Origin of the sequence: Labrys wisconsinensis (genome assembly GCF_030814995.1) — a bacterium.
Taxonomy (GTDB): domain Bacteria; phylum Pseudomonadota; class Alphaproteobacteria; order Rhizobiales; family Labraceae; genus Labrys; species Labrys wisconsinensis.
In genome coordinates this window covers 1-15,243 of record NZ_JAUSVX010000009.1, presented here as the reverse complement: position 1 = coordinate 15,243, position 15,243 = coordinate 1, and the positions used below count along the sequence as shown (strand labels likewise).

The following is a 15,243-nucleotide window of genomic DNA, read 5'->3' as shown; positions in this document are numbered from 1 at the left end:
CCCATCCTTAGGGTTGAAAGGTCGCCGATCCCGGATCCGGTCGGAGACGGGCGCCGACGGCGCCTCGCCCGCGATCCGAGGGATGGCATGATCGACCGCGCCGCACCGCGCCAGGGGGTCTCGATGCGCAGCTTTGCGCGCGGGCCCGTGCGCCTGCTGCTGGCAGGCCTCGTCCTGTGCGCGGCGCTGGCTCATGCCCCGGCGGCGGCGCAGGACCCGGTCTCGACCGGCGCGGTCCAGGCGAGCGCCGCGGATGGTCATGCGCGCCTGATCTTCCAGTTCGGCCACATGCCGGACGCGACCACGAGGGTCGCCAACGGCGTGCTGGTCATCGACTTCGCCGGCAAGGTGAAGGTGCCGGTCGACGGCGTCGCCGCGGCCGTCTCCGACTATGTCTCGGGCGCACGGCTCGATCCGGACGGCCGGGCCATCCGCCTGGCGCTCGCCCAGCGTCTGACCGTCCACGCCATGCCGGCGGGCGAACGCCTGTTCGTCGACCTCCTGCCGGCGAGCTGGCAGGGGCCGCCGCCGAGCCTGCCGCCGGAGATCATCGCCGAGCTGACGGCCAAGGCGCGGGAGGCGGAGCGGCTGCGGCAGGAGGAGCAGGCCCGCATCGCCCTCGCCAGGAGCCAGACCCGGCCGCTCGAGCTCGGCATCGGCCGCCAGCCGACCTTCACGCGGCTCGCCTTCCGGCTGCAGGCGCCGGTCCCGGTGCGGCTGGCACGCGCCGGGCAGTCGGTCGAGGTCACCTTCGACGCGGCGCTGAAGATCGACCTCGCGCCGGTCAAGGCCGAGCTGCCGCCGCGCCTGACCGCGATCGACGCCGAGGCGCGGGATGCGCGCCTCACCGTCAAGCTGCAGGTTGGGGAGGGCGCCGACATTCGCGCCTTCTGGGACGGCAGCGACTATGTCGTCGATCTCACCGGGGCCATCGGCGGCTCGGCCGGGCTGCCGGCCGTGCTCGCCGGCCTGGCGCAGGACGAGCCCGGCGACGGCGGCACGACCACGCTGGCATCGACCGCCGCCCTCGCGCCGCCAGCGATGCGGCCGGTGATCGCCGAACCAGAAACCGTCCCGGCCGCCTCCTCGTCGCCGCCGGCGGTCCAGGCGCCGGCGCGTCCCGCGGCGGCGCCACCGCAGCCGCAGGCCGTCGCGCCGCCGCCGGCCCAGCCCGTCTCGCCGCCGGCCCAGCCCGCTGCGCCGCCGCCGGTTGCAGCGCCGCGGGCGACCGGCCCGCTGCAGCCGACGGTCAAGCTCGACGGACGGACGGTGCGGCTCGGCTTTCCCTTCGACCGTCAGACGCCCGGCGCGGTCTACCGGCGCGGCGACACGCTGTGGCTGGTGTTCGACACCGACCGCAAGGTCGACGTCGGCGCGATCGCCGCCGCGGCCAAGGACGTCGTCGCCGATGCGGCTGCGACGGCGGCGGACGGCGCCGTGATCGTCCGCCTCAAGCTCAAGGTTTCGCCGCTCGTCACCACCTCGCCCGACGGCACGGGCTGGATCGTCTCGATCGGCGACGACATTCTCGGGGCGGCGCAGCCGGTGGCGCTGAAGCGCGTCACGGATGCCGCCGGCCGTGCCTCGGTGACCGCGGAGCTCGACGGCGTCGGCGCCGTGCATCGGATCGCGGATCCGGATGTCGGCGACACCGTGTTCGTGGCGACGGCGCCGCCGCCGGCGCGCGGCTTCCTGAAGCCGCAGGGCTTTGTCGAGTTCCGCACCCTGGTGACCGCGCACGGCCTCGCCTTCGTGCCGGTTTCCGACGACGTGGTGGTCTCCGCCGGCATCGACACGGTCATCGTGCGCCGCGACGGCGGCCTGACCGTATCGGGCGATGGCGCGACCGCCGGGGAAGACCGGCCGCGCCGCGGCTCGGTCGTCGACACCGGCCGCTGGGCCGAGGAGGTCGAGGCGCCCTTCCGGGCCCGCGAGCAGGCGCTGATCGCGGCGGCGGCCGAGGCGACGGACCAGGACCGGCTTGCCGCCCGGATCGACCTCGCCCGCTTCTATCTCGCCAAGGAGTTCGGCGCCGAGGCTGCCGCCGTGCTCGACGTCGCCGGCGCCGACGACCAGAACGCCGCGCAGAACCGCGAATATGCGCTGCTGAAGGCCGCCGCCCGCGTGCTGATGGGCCGGGGCGAGGAGGCGACGGCCATCCTCGCCGACCACGGCCTGGCCGCCTCGGCCGAAGGCGCGCTCTGGCACGGCCTCGCCGAGCTGGCCGGCCACCATCCCAAGGCGGCGCACGACGCCTTCCTGTTCGGCGACAGCGCCGTCGGCCTCTATCCCAAGCCGGTGCAGGCGCGCTTCCGGCTCGGCGCCTACGAGGCGGCGATCGCCATGGGCGACATGCCCGACGCGACGGCGCAGCGCCAGGCCCTCGACGCCCTCGATGTCGCCGCCGCCATCGGGCCGCGGCGCGCGCTGCTCGATGCCCGCTATGCCGAGCTTACCGGCCACAAGCGCGAGGCCCTCGCGCTCTACGGGCGCGTCGCGGACGGCCCGGCGCCGGCGGTCGCCGCCGAAGCCCGGCTGCGGTCGCTGCCGCTGCGCCGGGACCTCAGGGAGATCGACGACAAGGTCCTGCTCGACGGCCTCGAGACGCTGGCCGCCACCTGGCGCGGCGACGAGGTCGAGGCGCAGACGCTCGACGCCCTGACCCAGGAATATCTCAAGGCCGGCAAGGACCGGCAGGCCTTCGACGCCATGCAGGTGGCGATCGAGCATTTCCCGGGCTCCGACGCGACGCGCGCCATGCAGGACCGGATGCAGCGGCGCTTCATCGAGCTGTTCCTCGCCGACGGCGCCGCCAAGCTGCCGCCGGTCGAGGCGCTCGCCCTGTTCTACGACTATCGCGACCTCACTCCGGGCGACCGGCGCGGCGACGAGATGATCCGCAAGCTGGCGGACCGGCTGGTGGAGGTCGACCTGCTCGACCAGGCGGCGGCGCTGCTGCAGCACCAGATCGACAATCGCCTCACCGGGGCGGCGCGGGCTCAGGTGGCGGCCAAGCTGGCCATGATCGAGCTGATGAACCGCAAGCCGGGCAGGGCCTTGCAGGCGCTGTCGGCGACGCGCCAGTCGGACCTGCCGCGGGAGCTGACCACGTCGCGCCTGCTGCTCGAGGCCCGCGCCCTGGCGGAGACGGCCCGCCCCGACCTGGCGCTGGAGATTCTCGACCAGCTCGACAGCCCGGAGGTGCCGCGCCTCAGGGCCGACATCCTGTGGCAGGCCCGCCGCTGGCCGGCGGCGGCGGCGGCGATCGAGAATCAGCTCGGCGACTGCTGGCAGGGGCCGGAACCGCTGAACGAGATGCAGCGCGGCGCGGCGCTCCGGGCGGCGATCGCCTATTCCCTCGCCGACGACCGGATCGGGCTCGACCGCCTGCGCACGAAGTTCGCCGCCAAGATGGCCGATTCCGCCGACGCCGCCAGCTTCGAGACCGTGACCGCCCCGATCGAATCGCGGGGCGGCAAGTTCTCCGACATTGCGCGCGAGATCGCCGCGTCCGACACGCTCGACGCCTTCCTGCGCGACTATCGCGCCCGGTACATGGGCGCGCCAAGCGCGCCGGCCAAGCCCGCCGCGGCCCTGGTCGATCCCGCCGCGCCGGGCGCCGGCTGAGGCGGGCGCTCTCAGGCCTTGCGGCTGCCGGCGGTGGTGACGAGGTGCACGGCGACGCCGCCGATCAGGCCCCAGAATGCCGAGCCGATGCCGAAGATGCTGTAGCCGGAGGCTGTGACCAGGAAGGTCATCAGCGCCGGCACGCGCTCCTTCTCCTCCTGCACCGTTGCGAGCATGGCCGATCCGAAGGCGCCGGTGAGGGCGAGGCCGGCGACCGCTTCCACCAGGATGGGCGAAGCATGGGTCACCAGCACGGTGGTGACGCCGGCGAGAGCCGCGAATCCGACATAGGCGAAGCCGGCGACCGCGGCGGCGACGTAGCGCCTGGCATGGTCGGGATGGGCGTCCGGTCCGGCGCACAGCGCCGCGGTGATGGCGGCGAGGTTGACGGTCGGCGATCCCCAGAAGGCGCCGGCCACGGAGGCGGCGCCGGTCAGAAGGAAGATCGGACGCGTCGCGGGGCGGTAGCCGAAGGTGGAGAGCACCGTCAGGCCCGGGATGTTCTGCGAGGCCATGGTGACGACGAAGAGCGGCAGCGCGATCGACATCATCGCCTGCCAGTCGAACACCGGCGTCACCCATTCGACATGCGGCGCCACCGCATAGGAAATGCCGCCGGGCGAGGTCAGCGCCAGGGCGCCGAGGGCGACGACCAGCGCCGCCGGCGCCGCCCACAGCCGCCAGAAGCGGCCGACCACCACCCAGACCGCGATCACCACGAGCGCCACGCCGGGGGCCTCGGTCAGCGCGACGAAGGGTGCCAGGCACAGCTTCAGCAGGATGCCGCCGAGCATGCCGTTGGCCACCGGCCGCGGGATCATCGCGACCAGCCGGCCGAGCGGCGTCCACAGCCCCGTCAGCATGATCAGCACGCCGGTGGCGATGAAGGCACCGACCGCCGCGGGGAAGCCGCCGGGCAGGGTGCCGAGCGTGGCCAGCAGCGCCATGCCCGGGGTCGACCAGGCCACCGAGATCGGCATGCGCGTGGCCAGGCTGAGCGCGACGCCGCCGAGGCCCATGGCGAGGCAGAGCACGGCCAGGCCCGAGACGATCTGGCCTTCGCTGGCGCCGACGGCGGAAAGGCCATGGATGACGACGGCGACCGTGCTGGCATAGCCGACGATGACGACCAGCAGGCCTATGCCGATCGACTGGGCGGAAACGTCGGATCGCATGGGCGGACAAGGCTCGGGGAGGCGGTCGGCGGGGAGGGGGTCTTGTGTGCCGGGCGCGGCCGCCCCTGTCAATTGCCGAAGCTCTGCACCAGCGATCCCGCCACCAGGTTCCAGCCGTCGACCAGCACGAAGAAGATCAGCTTGAACGGCAGCGACACTGTCACCGGCGGCAGCATCATCATGCCCATCGACATCAGCACCGAGGCGACGACGAGATCGATGATCAGGAAGGGCAGGAACAGGAGGAAGCCGATCTCGAAGGCCCGGCGCAGCTCCGAGATCATGAAGGCCGGGACGAGCACGCGCAGGCTGACGTCCTGGGGCGTGTCGGGGCGCGGCTCCTTGGCCATGTCGAGGAACAGCGCCAGGTCCTTTTCCCGGACGTTCTTCAGCATGAACTCGCGGAAGGGCTGGGTGGTGCGCTGGAGCGCCTGGGTCTGGTCGATCTGCTGAGCGATGTAGGGCTGGATCCCCTGCTCGTAGGCCGTCTGGAAGGTCGGCGCCATGATGAAGGCGGAGAGGAACAGCGCCAGCGACAGGATCACGGCGTTGGAGGGGGCGGTGTTGGTGCCGATGGCGGTGCGCAGGAGCGACAGCACCACCGCGATCCGGGTGAAGGACGTCACCATCACCAGGATCGACGGGGCGATCGACAGGATGGTGACCAGCGCGACCAGCTGCAGGGCGCGCTCCGTGACGCCGGCTCCCTCCGGCAGCGACAGGGTGACGCTCTGCGCCGCAGCCGATCCGCCGGCGGCGAGCAGCGTCGCAAGGCCGATCAGGGCGGATCGGCCGCCGCAGGCGACGGGCCGATCCGGCAGCCCGATCACGACTTGGGCGAGCCGGGCATGCGGCCGAGCAGGCTCGCCATCTCCTCCTCGAGGCTGGCGAAGGGATCGGGCTCCGGCGCGGCGGGCGGCGGCGGCGCGGCCTTGGCGGGTTCCGGCTTCGGCTCGGCACGGGCATCCGCCCGCGGCTCGGGACGGAATTGCGGAATCGGCGGCAGGGCCGGGCGCGGCGGGGCGGGACGGGGCGGGGCGGGTTCCGCTGCGGCCTCGGGCCCCGGCGCCGCTGCGGCCGCGGGCTCGGTCGGCTCGGGCTGCGGCTCCGGCTCGGCGGCCGGCGGCACCGGCCGCAGCTGCGGCAGCCTCAGGTCCGGCAACTTGAGCTCCGGCAGGCGCAGTTCGGGAACCGCCGGGCGGGCAGGCGCCGGCGCGGGTTCCTGCGGCGGGCGTGCCGGTGCTTCCGGCGCGGGGCGGGCCGGGGCGGCGGGCCTGGCTGCCGGCGGCCTCGGCGGAACGGCCGGCTTCTGGCCATTCGGCTGGACGGGCGCGGGCCTGGGGGCGACCGGCCGGGGCGGCGGGACCGGGCGTGCCGGCGGCGCGGGCCGCGCCTGCGGCGCCGCGGCCTGGGCCGGTAGCGGGCGGGCCGGCGTCGGCGCTGGCTGAGGCTGAACCGGCGCGGCGGCCTCTTCCTCGGGCTTGGCCGGGGCGGGAGCCGGACGCGGCGGCTGGACCGGCGCCGGGCGCGGCGGCTGCGGTTCGGGCGGCTGCGGGGCCGGGCGGGCCGCCTGCGGCGGAGGTGGCACCGGCGCCGGCTGAACAGGCGCGGGCTGGACGGGCGCGGGGCGGGGAGGCTGCGGCTCCGGCGGGGCCGGGCGGGCCGCCGCCGGCGGCTGGACCGGCGCCGACTGAACGGGCGTCGGCTGGGCCGAGGCGAGCTGCGCTGCCGGCGGCATGGCCACCGGGCGGAAGGGCGCCTGCCTGGGCGCCTCGGCCGCGGGCTGGACCGGCGGGGGAGCGGGGGCAGCCTTCGGCGGTTCGGGGGCTGCCGGCTCGGCATCGAAATCGTCGGCGAGCAGGGCCTCGAAGGAGTCGGGCGCGGGCTCGGCCGGGCGAGGCTCGCGGCGGGCCGGGACGGGCGGCACCGGCGGCTCCTCGTCGGCAAAGAGCGCGGCCTCGAGGTCGGCCGTGTCGACGATCGGCGCGGGGGCTTCCGGGCGACGGAGCGGTGCCGGCTCGGATCTGGGCTCGACGGCCACCGGCTCGGCCGGCTGCGGCGGCACGATCGGCTGCGGCGGCGCGACCGGCGGCAGCGGCGGGGCCGGACGGCGCGGCGCCTCGGCCGGCCGCTCCGGCGGACCATTCTCGATCGGCCGCTCGACCCTGGCGGCGGCCGGCATCTCCAGGGGGGCGGCTGGCGCCGCACCTTCGGGGCGTGTCTGCTGCTGCGGCGGCTTGGCGCGCGGGATGGTCGATTCGATCACGACGTCGTTGGGACCGCCGATCATGATGAGATGCTCGACATTGTCGCGGCGGATCAGCACCAGCTTGCGCCGGCCGTCGACCGAATGCGCGTCGAGCACGCCGAGTCGGGGCTGCCGGCCGCGGCCGCCGGCACCCCCGACGCGGGGGCCGGGCATCAGGAAGCGCATGACGAACCAGAAGATGCCCAGCAGCGCAAAGATCACGGCGAATGCGATGAGCATCTTCGCCGCGGTCGGCACGTTGGTGCCGAAGAGTGAATCCAACAAATCCATCGCCACGCGTCCTCGAACAGGCCATCCGCCGCATAGACGGAAAGCTCGGCTTTTTTGCGCACCGACTTTCGTCGACGTTCCAGCAGATGCTTAAACACGAAGAATCGCCCGTCCGTAAGACCCTTGTCCACAGACGGGACAGCACAGATGCCCCGGGGTTAACTCGGCATTAACCATGTGCCCGGCAAATTTTGCCTGCCGGATCATGGCCGGATGCGGCGAGGAGGGGGCATGGCTTTCGCAGATATTCCGCTCGTCGACATGCTGAAGACGCGGATGCGCTGGCTCGAGGCGCGCCAGAAGGTGCTGGCCGAGAACGTCGCCAATGCCGAGACGCCCGGCTATCGCGAGCGCGACCTCAAGCCGCTGGGCTTCGGCGATCTCGTCGCCGGCGGGGTTTCCACCGGGGCCGTCACCGCCATGCGCACCAGCCCGATGCACATCTCGACCGGGCAAGGCGACGAGCAGAGCTTCGGCGCGGCGCGCGAAAAGACCTTCGAGACCACGCCCGACGGCAATTCGGTGGTGCTGGAGGACGAGATGACCAAGGTGGCCGAGACGCAGCAGGACTATCAGGTGGCGTCGCTGCTCTACACCAAGAGCCTCGGTCTCCTGAAGATGGCCGTGAAGGGAGGCTGAGCATGGATCTGACCCGCGCCATCGGCATCGCATCGTCCGGGCTCAAGGCCGAATCCGGCCGCATGCGCGTGATCGCCGAGAATCTCGCCAATGCCGATTCGACCGCGACGACGCCGGGCGGCGACCCCTATCGGCGCAAGGTCGCGACCTTCGGCACCGAGATCGACCGCGATCTCGACGCCCAGGTGGTGCGGCTCGGCCGCGTCCGGCGCGACGCCTCCGCTTTCCGGACCGAATATGAGCCGGGCAACCCGGCCGCCGACGCGCAGGGCTATGTCAAGATGCCGAACGTCAATCCGCTGATCGAGCAGATGGACATGCGCGAGGCGCAGCGCGCCTACGAAGCCAATCTCAACGTGATCGGCGCCGCCCGGCGCATGATCGCCCGCACCCTCGACATCCTGCGCGGCTAAGCAGCTTCTCGTGGCTTCGCCGCCCCGACCCTGCAGACCTCGTTCCCTCCAGGCCGCGACGGCCCATCCGCCCGAAGGAGTTCAGCAATGACGGCTCCCGCTCTCGCCGCCGGCGCCTATGCCGCGGCGGCCCAGAAACTCGGTGGCGCCGCCGCGCTCAAGCCGGCTGCCGCAGCCGCGGCGCCGGAGACGTCCTTCGCCGGCCTGCTCAGCCAGGCGCTGGGAACGGTGAGCCAGACCGGGCAGGCGGCGGACACGGCGGCGATGAACGCCACCGCCGGGCGCACCGACATGATCGACATCGTCACCGCGGTGGCCGAGAGCGAGACGGCCATGCAGACCCTGGTCAGCGTGCGCGATCGGGTGATCTCCGCCTATCAGGAGATCATGCGCATGTCGATCTGAGGCGCGTGGACACCTATGGTTCGGCCAGGGAGCGGGCGATTCGCGCCGGGCTAGGGCGGGACGCTCGCCGACCCCTGCGCCGCACCGTCGCGGTGCTCCAACCGAACTGCCTCCGCGCTCCCGGGACGACCCCATGACAGGCCCCGAAATCCTCGACATTTCCCGCGACGCCATCCTGACGCTGCTCAAGGTGGCGAGCCCGATGATGATCGTCGGCCTGGTGGTCGGCGTCGCCATCTCGCTGCTGCAGGCGCTGACGCAGATCCAGGAGCAGACGCTCGCCTTCGTCCCCAAGATCCTGCTGATGTTCCTGGCGCTGGTGCTGATGCTGCCGTTCATGAGCGACGCGCTCGGCGCCTACATGGCGCGCGTCGCCGCGCGGATCGCGGCGGGAGGCTAGCCTCGCGCCATGACGCTGACCCTGGACCTCCTGCCGCGCATCGCCGCCGTCTTCATGCTGATGATGGCGCGGATCGGCACCATGGTCATGCTGATGCCGGGGCTGGGCGAGACGAGCGTGCCGCAGCGCCTGCGCCTTTCCATCGCGCTGGCGCTGACGCTGATGTTCTTCCCGCTGGTGAGCGACGCCTACCGGGTGGAGATGACCCTGCCGGCGCTGCTGCGCCTGCTCGCCGGCGAGCTCGCCGTCGGCTTCGTCATCGGCGCCACCGGGCGCATGCTGATGGGCGGCCTGCAGACCGCCGGGACGGTGATCGCCAACCAGCTCGGCCTCGGCTTCGTCACCACCGTCGATCCGACGCAGGGCCAGCAGGGGGCGATCTTCTCCGGCTTCCTGGCGCTCCTCGCCGTGACGCTGATCTTCGCCAGCGACCTGCACCATCTCGTCATCGCGGCTCTCTATGACAGCTATACCCTGTTCGCGCCGGGCACGCTGCCCAACGCGGGCGACGCGGCGCAGATGATCCTGCAGACCGTGGCCGGTGCCTTCAGGATCGCCATCCAGATCTCGGCGCCGTTCCTGGTGTTCGGCCTGATCTTCAATGCGGGGCTGGCGGTGCTGTCCAAGCTCATGCCGCAGATGCAGGTGTTCTTCATCGCCCTGCCGGCGACGATCATGCTCGGGCTCCTCCTGTTCGCCTTCGTCGTCGCCACCATGATGCTGGTCTGGCTCGGCTACCTGCAGGCCGGCCTGCAGGCCTTCGTGACGCGCTAGACATGGCCGAGGACGATGCCGGCGAACGCACGCTCGACCCGACCCAGAAGAAGCTCGACCAGGCCGTCGAGCGCGGCGACGTCGCCAAGAGCCAGGAGCTCGGCACCTGGTTCGTGCTGGGGGCGGGCACGCTCGCCTTCTTCCTGTTCGCCAAGGGGGCGGCCTTCGACCTGACGCTCGCCCTCAAGGGCTATCTCGCCAATGCCGGCCGCATCAGCCTGGACGCGGCCGTGCTGACCGCGGCGGCGCGCCAGCTGCTGATCGCGGCCCTGGCGGCCATCGGGCTGCCGCTGCTCATGCTGATGATCGCCGCCGTCGCCGGCAACGCCGTGCAGCACCGCCTGGTGTGGAGCTACGACCCGATCACCCCGAAACTGTCGAAGATCTCGCCGCTCGCCGGCTTCAAGCGCCTGTTCGGGATGGCCGCCTGGGTGAATTTCGGCAAGGGCCTGGCCAAGCTCGCCATCGTCGGCGCCGTGCTGGTCTTCGTGCTGTGGCCCAAACGCGCGTCGGTGGCCGGGCTGCTCTCGGCCGACGTCGCCACCATCGCGCCCTTCGCCTTCGACCTGATCGTCCGCCTGCTCGCCTCGGCGCTGGCCATCCTCACCCTCGTCGCGCTGGCCGACTTCGTCTACCAGCGCCATTCCTGGTACCAGCGCCAGCGCATGACCGTCCACGAGCTCAAGGAAGAGTTCAAGCAGAGCGAAGGCAATCCGGAGATCAAGGCCAAGATCAAGCAGATGCGGCGCCAGCGCGCCTCCAAGCGCATGATGGCCAACGTGCCCAAGGCCTCGGTGGTCATCACCAATCCGACCCATTATGCCGTGGCGCTGCGATACGAGGCCGGCATGGGCGCGCCGGTCTGCGTCGCCAAGGGCGTCGACGCGGTGGCGCTGCGCATCCGCGCGCTCGCCGCCGAGCACGGCGTCGCGGTGGTGGAGAACCCGCCGCTGGCGCGGGCGCTGCACGCCACCGTCGACGTCGACCGCGAGATCCCGGGCGAGCACTACAGGGCGGTCGCCGAGGTCATCTCCTATGTGATGAAGCTGAAGGCCCGCCGCGCCTGGCGTCCGGCTTAACCCATTCTGAATCTTGTCCTGATAACTGCCCAGCATTGTATTTCGGTGCGCCGCGACGAATCATGGTCTCGCGGATATCCCTGGAACGTCGGCGGCGAGGATCGGTCATGGCGAACGGCGAGGGCGGTGGCGGCCAAGGCTTCGCCATCGACCGCAGCGAGCGGGCGAGCAGGATCAAGCCTGTGCTCGTCGTTGTCCTTGCCGCGGCGCTGCTGGCGGCGCTGGCCGCCTCGACCTTCCTGGCCAAGGAGCAGGCGGAATCGCTGGTGCTCGGGCTCCTGGCGATCCTGGCGGCGGTCGGCGTGGTGTCGCTGTGCATGCACGCCTTCGGCTTCATGCATTTCGGCCAGGACGGCCAGGTGCGCAACGACCTGACCAAGGCCATCGCCGACGGCTCGCCCGAGGGGCTGGTCGTCACCGACAAGGACGGCCGGGTGGTCTACGCCAACGCGGCCTATCTCGCCATGACCGGCGCCACCGGCGAGCAGGACGTGCGCCCGGTCGAGCGCGCCTTCACCGGCGACCCCGACGTGTCGGAGCCGGTCTACCGCCTGGCGCAGGCGGCGCGCGGCGGCCAGACGCTGACCGAGGAGTTCCGCATCGCCGCCACGCCGCCGGCCGGCGGCGCCTCGTGGTACCGGGTGCGGGTGCGCCCGATGCTCCGCGCCTCCGGGGCCCGCGACGTGGTGTGGACCGTCGCCGACATCACCCGCGAGCGCGAGCGCCAGGAGAACGCCTTCCTGGAGCTGCAGCACGCCATCGACTATCTCGACCATGCGCCGGCCGGCTTCTTCTCGGCCGACCCCTCCGGCGAGATCGCCTACATGAACGCCACGCTCGCCGGCTGGCTCGACTTCGACCTCGCCCAGTTCGGCAATGGCGGGCTGAAGCTCACCGACATCCTGCCGGGCAATACCGGCGCGCTGATCGCTGCCGCCCCGGGCGAGCCGGGCAGCGTCAAGACCGAGATCATCGACGTCGACCTGCGCCGGCGCAACGGCACGATCCTGCCGGTGCGGCTGTTCCACAAGGTGGCCTTCTCCGCCGACGGCCATCCCGGCGCTTCGCGCACGCTGGTGATCTATCGCGGGCCGGGCGGCGACGTGTCGGAGGGGCTGCGCGCCGCCGAGGTGCGCTTCGCCCGTTTCTTCAACAACAGCCCGCTCGCCATCGCCACCGTCGACAAGGACGGCCGCGTCATCCGCACCAACGCGGCCTTCATGCGGCTCTTCCGCGGCGCCTTCCGGGGCGAGGCCCAGGGCAGCCCCCTGGTCGAGGGCGTGGCCGAGCGCGAGCGCGAAGGGCTCGGCGGCCTGCTCAAGCAGGCGACGGCCGGCCATGGCGGCCTGGAGCCGCTGGAGGCGACGCTGGCCGGCGAGGCCGCCCGCTCCGCCCGCTTCTGGTTCGCGCCGGTCGACGCGGGCGAAGAGGACCGCGAGGCGGCGATCGTCTATGTCGTCGACACCACCGAGCAGCGCGCCCTGCAGGAGCAGTTCGCCCAGAGCCAGAAGATGCAGGCCGTCGGCCAGCTCGCCGGCGGCGTCGCGCACGACTTCAACAACGTGCTCGGCGCCATCATGCTGGCCGCCGACTTCCTCATCGCCAGCCACGGCCCGGGCGACCCGGCGTTCCAGGACATCATGTCCATCAAGAGCAACGCCAACCGCGCGGCCAACCTGGTGCGCCAGCTGCTCGCCTTCTCGCGCCGCCAGACGCTGCGCCCGCAGGTGCTGAACCTCAACGACGCGGTCTCGGACCTGTCGCTGCTGCTGCGCCGCCTGCTCGGCGAGAAGGTGGCGCTCGACGTGGTGCACGGGCGGGACCTCTGGCCGGTCAAGGCCGACGTCAACCAGTTCGAGCAGGTGGTGATGAATCTCGCGGTCAATGCGCGGGATTCCATGGCCAATGGCGGCAAGGTGCTGATCCGCACCCGCAACGTGGCGGCGGCCGAGACGGCGGCCTACGAGAAGAACGAGCTGCCGCGCGCCGACTATGTCGTGGTCGAGGTCGAGGACAGCGGCACCGGCATCCCGGCCGCGATCATGGACAAGATCTTCGAGCCGTTCTTCACCACCAAGGAGGTCGGCAAGGGCACCGGCCTCGGCCTCTCCACCGTCTACGGCATCGTCAAGCAGACCGGCGGATGGATCCTGGTCGATTCGGTCGAGGGCAAGGGCACGACCTTCCGCATCTTCCTGCCGCGGCATGTCGAGGCGGCGCAGCCGGCGGCGGCCGAGGGCGGCGCAGCCGCGGCGCCGGCGGGCGCGCCGGCCACGGCGCCGAAGCCCAAGGAGATGACCGACCTCACCGGGCGCGGGCGCATCCTCCTGGTCGAGGACGAGGAGGCGCTGCGGGCGCTCTCGGCCCGCACGCTGGTGGCGCGCGGCTTCGAGGTGATCGAGGCGAGCTCCGGCATCGACGCGCTGCAATTGCTGGAGGAGGCCGGCGGCCAGGTCGATCTTGTGGTCTCGGACGTGGTCATGCCGGAGATGGACGGGCCGACCCTGCTGAAGGAGCTGCGCAAGCGCAACACCACGGCCAAGATCATCTTCGTCTCCGGCTATGCCGAGGAAGCCTTCGAGCGCAACATGCCGCAGGGCGAGGTCTTCGCCTTCCTGCCCAAGCCCTTCTCGATGAAGCAGCTGGTCGAGGCGGTGAAGTCGAACATGGTGGCGTAGACACTGTGGCCCACGCTGGCCGCGGGTCGGGCGTATCGTGGCGCAGGGCTGCGGGGCTTTATGAGGTGGGGCGTCGCCACCTGTTAACAGAGCCGGCAGTTCGATTCACCAGTGTATGGTGACCTTCTGGGAGCATCGCGCCTGGTACGATGAATAGGTGTTCGGTCGCTCCGGGTATCTGCCTACAATTTGGGGTTGTCACGATACTGTCGCTGACCTAACGTCAGATCAGATTCGCCGGAAGATCCCGGCGTGGGCTCGGGGGAGCTTCATGATCGGTGCTGGGGGTGCGGCCCGCTTGCGGGTCGGCGCGGCTATTGTGCTGGCTGCGGCGGTGACTTGTGCGTCCGCGTGGCCGACGCCCCTGAGGGCGACGGAAAGGGCAGGCGGGGCATCTTCGCCGAGTTCTGCATCGAGCATCGTCGCTCTGGCGTCCCTGGCGCCGCCGTCCGCATCGGCCGGTGCGCCGCCGGTGCCGGTCTCAGATCCGACCAAGGCGCAGCCGGCGGCTTCGGCAGCCACGCCGGCAACGACTGCAGGCCCGTCGCCGCTCACGCCGCTGCGCGGTCAGCCGGCTGCGATCACGGCACAAGCGCAGCCTGAAGCCGAGACCACGACGGCCGATCCTCCGTCATCCGACCCCACCACGCAGCCGCCGGCGGCTGACCCTCAGACGGAGGCGCCCGCGGCCGATGCCGCGCAGCCCGATGCGGCTGCCGCGCCGGCAGCGGCTGCGGCCACGCCCGACCCCGATCCGACCACCGCCTATGCCAGCACCAGCGAGCTGGCGGGCAAAGGCGCGCCCGATCCCTTCACCGGCTCGTTCACGCAGCGCGTGCCCATCGCGGTGCCGGCCTTCCACGGCCTCGAGCCCAAGCTGGCGCTGGTCTACAACTCGAATGCGGGAGCGCAGGCGAACGGCTATTGGGCCGGGTTCACCGGCACCGGCTTCGGCCTTGCCGGCCTGTCCGACATCGTGCGCACCTCGCGGGGCGGCGCACCGCGCTTCGGCGACCAGACCGACCTCGTCTACACCCTCGACGGGGCCGACCTCCTGCCCTGCGACACCGCCGGCACGATCAGCGCTGCCTGCGCCACGGCGACCGCGGGCAGCGGCATCACCTATTACGTCACCCGGGTCGAGAGCTTCGTGCGCGTCAAGCGCGACGCCAATGCCAACACCTGGACGGTGACGGGACGCAACGGCACCACGCTGACCTATGCGCCGGTCTCGACCTGGGGCACGGCCGATCCGGCCTTGCCGGACCTCGCAACCAATGCGCGCTGGCTGCTGCAGAGCATGACCGACACCCACGGCAACGCCGTGACCTACAGCTATGCCTGCGATACGCTGCCGGTGTGCTGGCCGAGCACAATCAGCTATAACGGCACTGTCATCACCTTCTATCGTCAGAACGCGCCAGCCAAGGCGCAACTGACGCTCGCGACCGGCCTGTCGTTCGCAACGCTGCAGCGCCGCCTCACCGCGATCAGCATCAAGACCGGCGGCAGCC

12 protein-coding genes are annotated in these 15,243 nt (G+C 71.9%); 9 read left to right on the top strand and 3 right to left on the bottom strand.

Annotation, left to right across the window (positions count from 1 at the left end; all coding sequences use genetic code 11):
- The first annotated feature begins 87 nt into the window (after positions 1–87).
- Entirely contained in the window at positions 88–3,627 is a 3,540-nt protein-coding gene (locus tag QO011_RS22140) for a hypothetical protein (protein ID WP_307276553.1), read from the top strand.
- 11 nt (positions 3,628–3,638) lie between these two features.
- Here QO011_RS22140 and QO011_RS22135 read toward each other — a convergent pair whose 3' ends face one another.
- The 3 genes from QO011_RS22135 to QO011_RS22125 form a co-directional block, all read right to left on the bottom strand.
- On the bottom strand, positions 3,639–4,802 hold the full coding sequence (locus QO011_RS22135; RefSeq protein ID WP_307276550.1) for a benzoate/H(+) symporter BenE family transporter: 1,164 nt from the start codon (positions 4,800–4,802) through the stop codon (positions 3,639–3,641).
- A 68-nt stretch (positions 4,803–4,870) separates the two neighbouring features.
- Entirely contained in the window at positions 4,871–5,632 is a 762-nt protein-coding gene (gene fliP, locus QO011_RS22130) for a flagellar type III secretion system pore protein FliP (RefSeq protein ID WP_370881996.1), read from the bottom strand.
- A complete protein-coding gene (locus tag QO011_RS22125) occupies positions 5,629–7,341 on the bottom strand; it encodes a flagellar biosynthetic protein FliO (protein WP_307276547.1) in 1,713 nt (570 codons plus the stop codon). Before QO011_RS22125 ends, fliP begins: the two co-directional genes overlap by 4 nt.
- Before the next feature lie 231 nt (positions 7,342–7,572).
- On the opposite strand from QO011_RS22125, the gene flgB reads away from it, so the two are divergent.
- The 8 genes from flgB to QO011_RS22085 all read left to right on the top strand — a co-directional run.
- A complete protein-coding gene (flgB, locus tag QO011_RS22120; protein WP_307276544.1) occupies positions 7,573–7,980 on the top strand; it encodes a flagellar basal body rod protein FlgB in 408 nt (135 codons plus the stop codon).
- A 2-nt stretch (positions 7,981–7,982) separates the two neighbouring features.
- Positions 7,983–8,393 (top strand): flagellar basal body rod protein FlgC, encoded by a 411-nt coding sequence (gene flgC / locus QO011_RS22115; RefSeq protein WP_307276541.1) that lies wholly within the window; start codon positions 7,983–7,985, stop codon positions 8,391–8,393.
- A gap of 87 nt (positions 8,394–8,480) precedes the next feature.
- Positions 8,481–8,798: a flagellar hook-basal body complex protein FliE gene (gene fliE, locus QO011_RS22110; RefSeq protein ID WP_307276538.1), complete on the top strand. Its 318-nt coding sequence runs from the start codon at positions 8,481–8,483 to the stop codon at positions 8,796–8,798.
- A 133-nt stretch (positions 8,799–8,931) separates the two neighbouring features.
- Positions 8,932–9,198, top strand: a complete 267-nt coding sequence (gene fliQ / locus QO011_RS22105) for a flagellar biosynthesis protein FliQ (RefSeq protein WP_307276535.1) — start codon at positions 8,932–8,934, stop codon at positions 9,196–9,198.
- A gap of 9 nt (positions 9,199–9,207) precedes the next feature.
- The gene (gene fliR, locus QO011_RS22100; protein ID WP_307276533.1) at positions 9,208–9,972 is read left to right on the top strand and encodes a flagellar biosynthetic protein FliR; all 765 of its coding nucleotides are present in this window, start codon (positions 9,208–9,210) and stop codon (positions 9,970–9,972) included.
- A gap of 2 nt (positions 9,973–9,974) precedes the next feature.
- A complete protein-coding gene (gene flhB / locus QO011_RS22095) occupies positions 9,975–11,051 on the top strand; it encodes a flagellar biosynthesis protein FlhB (RefSeq protein WP_307276530.1) in 1,077 nt (358 codons plus the stop codon).
- A 107-nt stretch (positions 11,052–11,158) separates the two neighbouring features.
- A complete protein-coding gene (cckA, locus tag QO011_RS22090) occupies positions 11,159–13,729 on the top strand; it encodes a cell cycle histidine kinase CckA (RefSeq protein ID WP_307276527.1) in 2,571 nt (856 codons plus the stop codon).
- Between the two features lie 472 nt (positions 13,730–14,201).
- Positions 14,202–15,243, top strand: a 1,042-nt coding sequence (locus QO011_RS22085) for a SpvB/TcaC N-terminal domain-containing protein (RefSeq protein WP_307276524.1), incomplete at its 3' end; no start/stop codon positions are given.

Excerpts from the sequence above, each read along its gene's own strand:
- QO011_RS22140 (WP_307276553.1), top strand. The coding sequence starts at position 88 with ATGATCGACCGCGCCGCACCGCGCCAGGGGGTCTCGATGCGCAGCTTT.
- QO011_RS22135 (WP_307276550.1), bottom strand. The coding sequence starts at position 4,802 with ATGCGATCCGACGTTTCCGCCCAGTCGATCGGCATAGGCCTGCTGGTC.
- QO011_RS22125 (WP_307276547.1), bottom strand. The coding sequence starts at position 7,341 with ATGGATTTGTTGGATTCACTCTTCGGCACCAACGTGCCGACCGCGGCG.
- flgB (WP_307276544.1), top strand. The coding sequence starts at position 7,573 with ATGGCTTTCGCAGATATTCCGCTCGTCGACATGCTGAAGACGCGGATG.
- flgC (WP_307276541.1), top strand. The coding sequence starts at position 7,983 with ATGGATCTGACCCGCGCCATCGGCATCGCATCGTCCGGGCTCAAGGCC.
- fliE (WP_307276538.1), top strand. The coding sequence starts at position 8,481 with ATGACGGCTCCCGCTCTCGCCGCCGGCGCCTATGCCGCGGCGGCCCAG.
- fliQ (WP_307276535.1), top strand. The coding sequence starts at position 8,932 with ATGACAGGCCCCGAAATCCTCGACATTTCCCGCGACGCCATCCTGACG.
- fliR (WP_307276533.1), top strand. The coding sequence starts at position 9,208 with ATGACGCTGACCCTGGACCTCCTGCCGCGCATCGCCGCCGTCTTCATG.
- flhB (WP_307276530.1), top strand. The coding sequence starts at position 9,975 with ATGGCCGAGGACGATGCCGGCGAACGCACGCTCGACCCGACCCAGAAG.
- cckA (WP_307276527.1), top strand. The coding sequence starts at position 11,159 with ATGGCGAACGGCGAGGGCGGTGGCGGCCAAGGCTTCGCCATCGACCGC.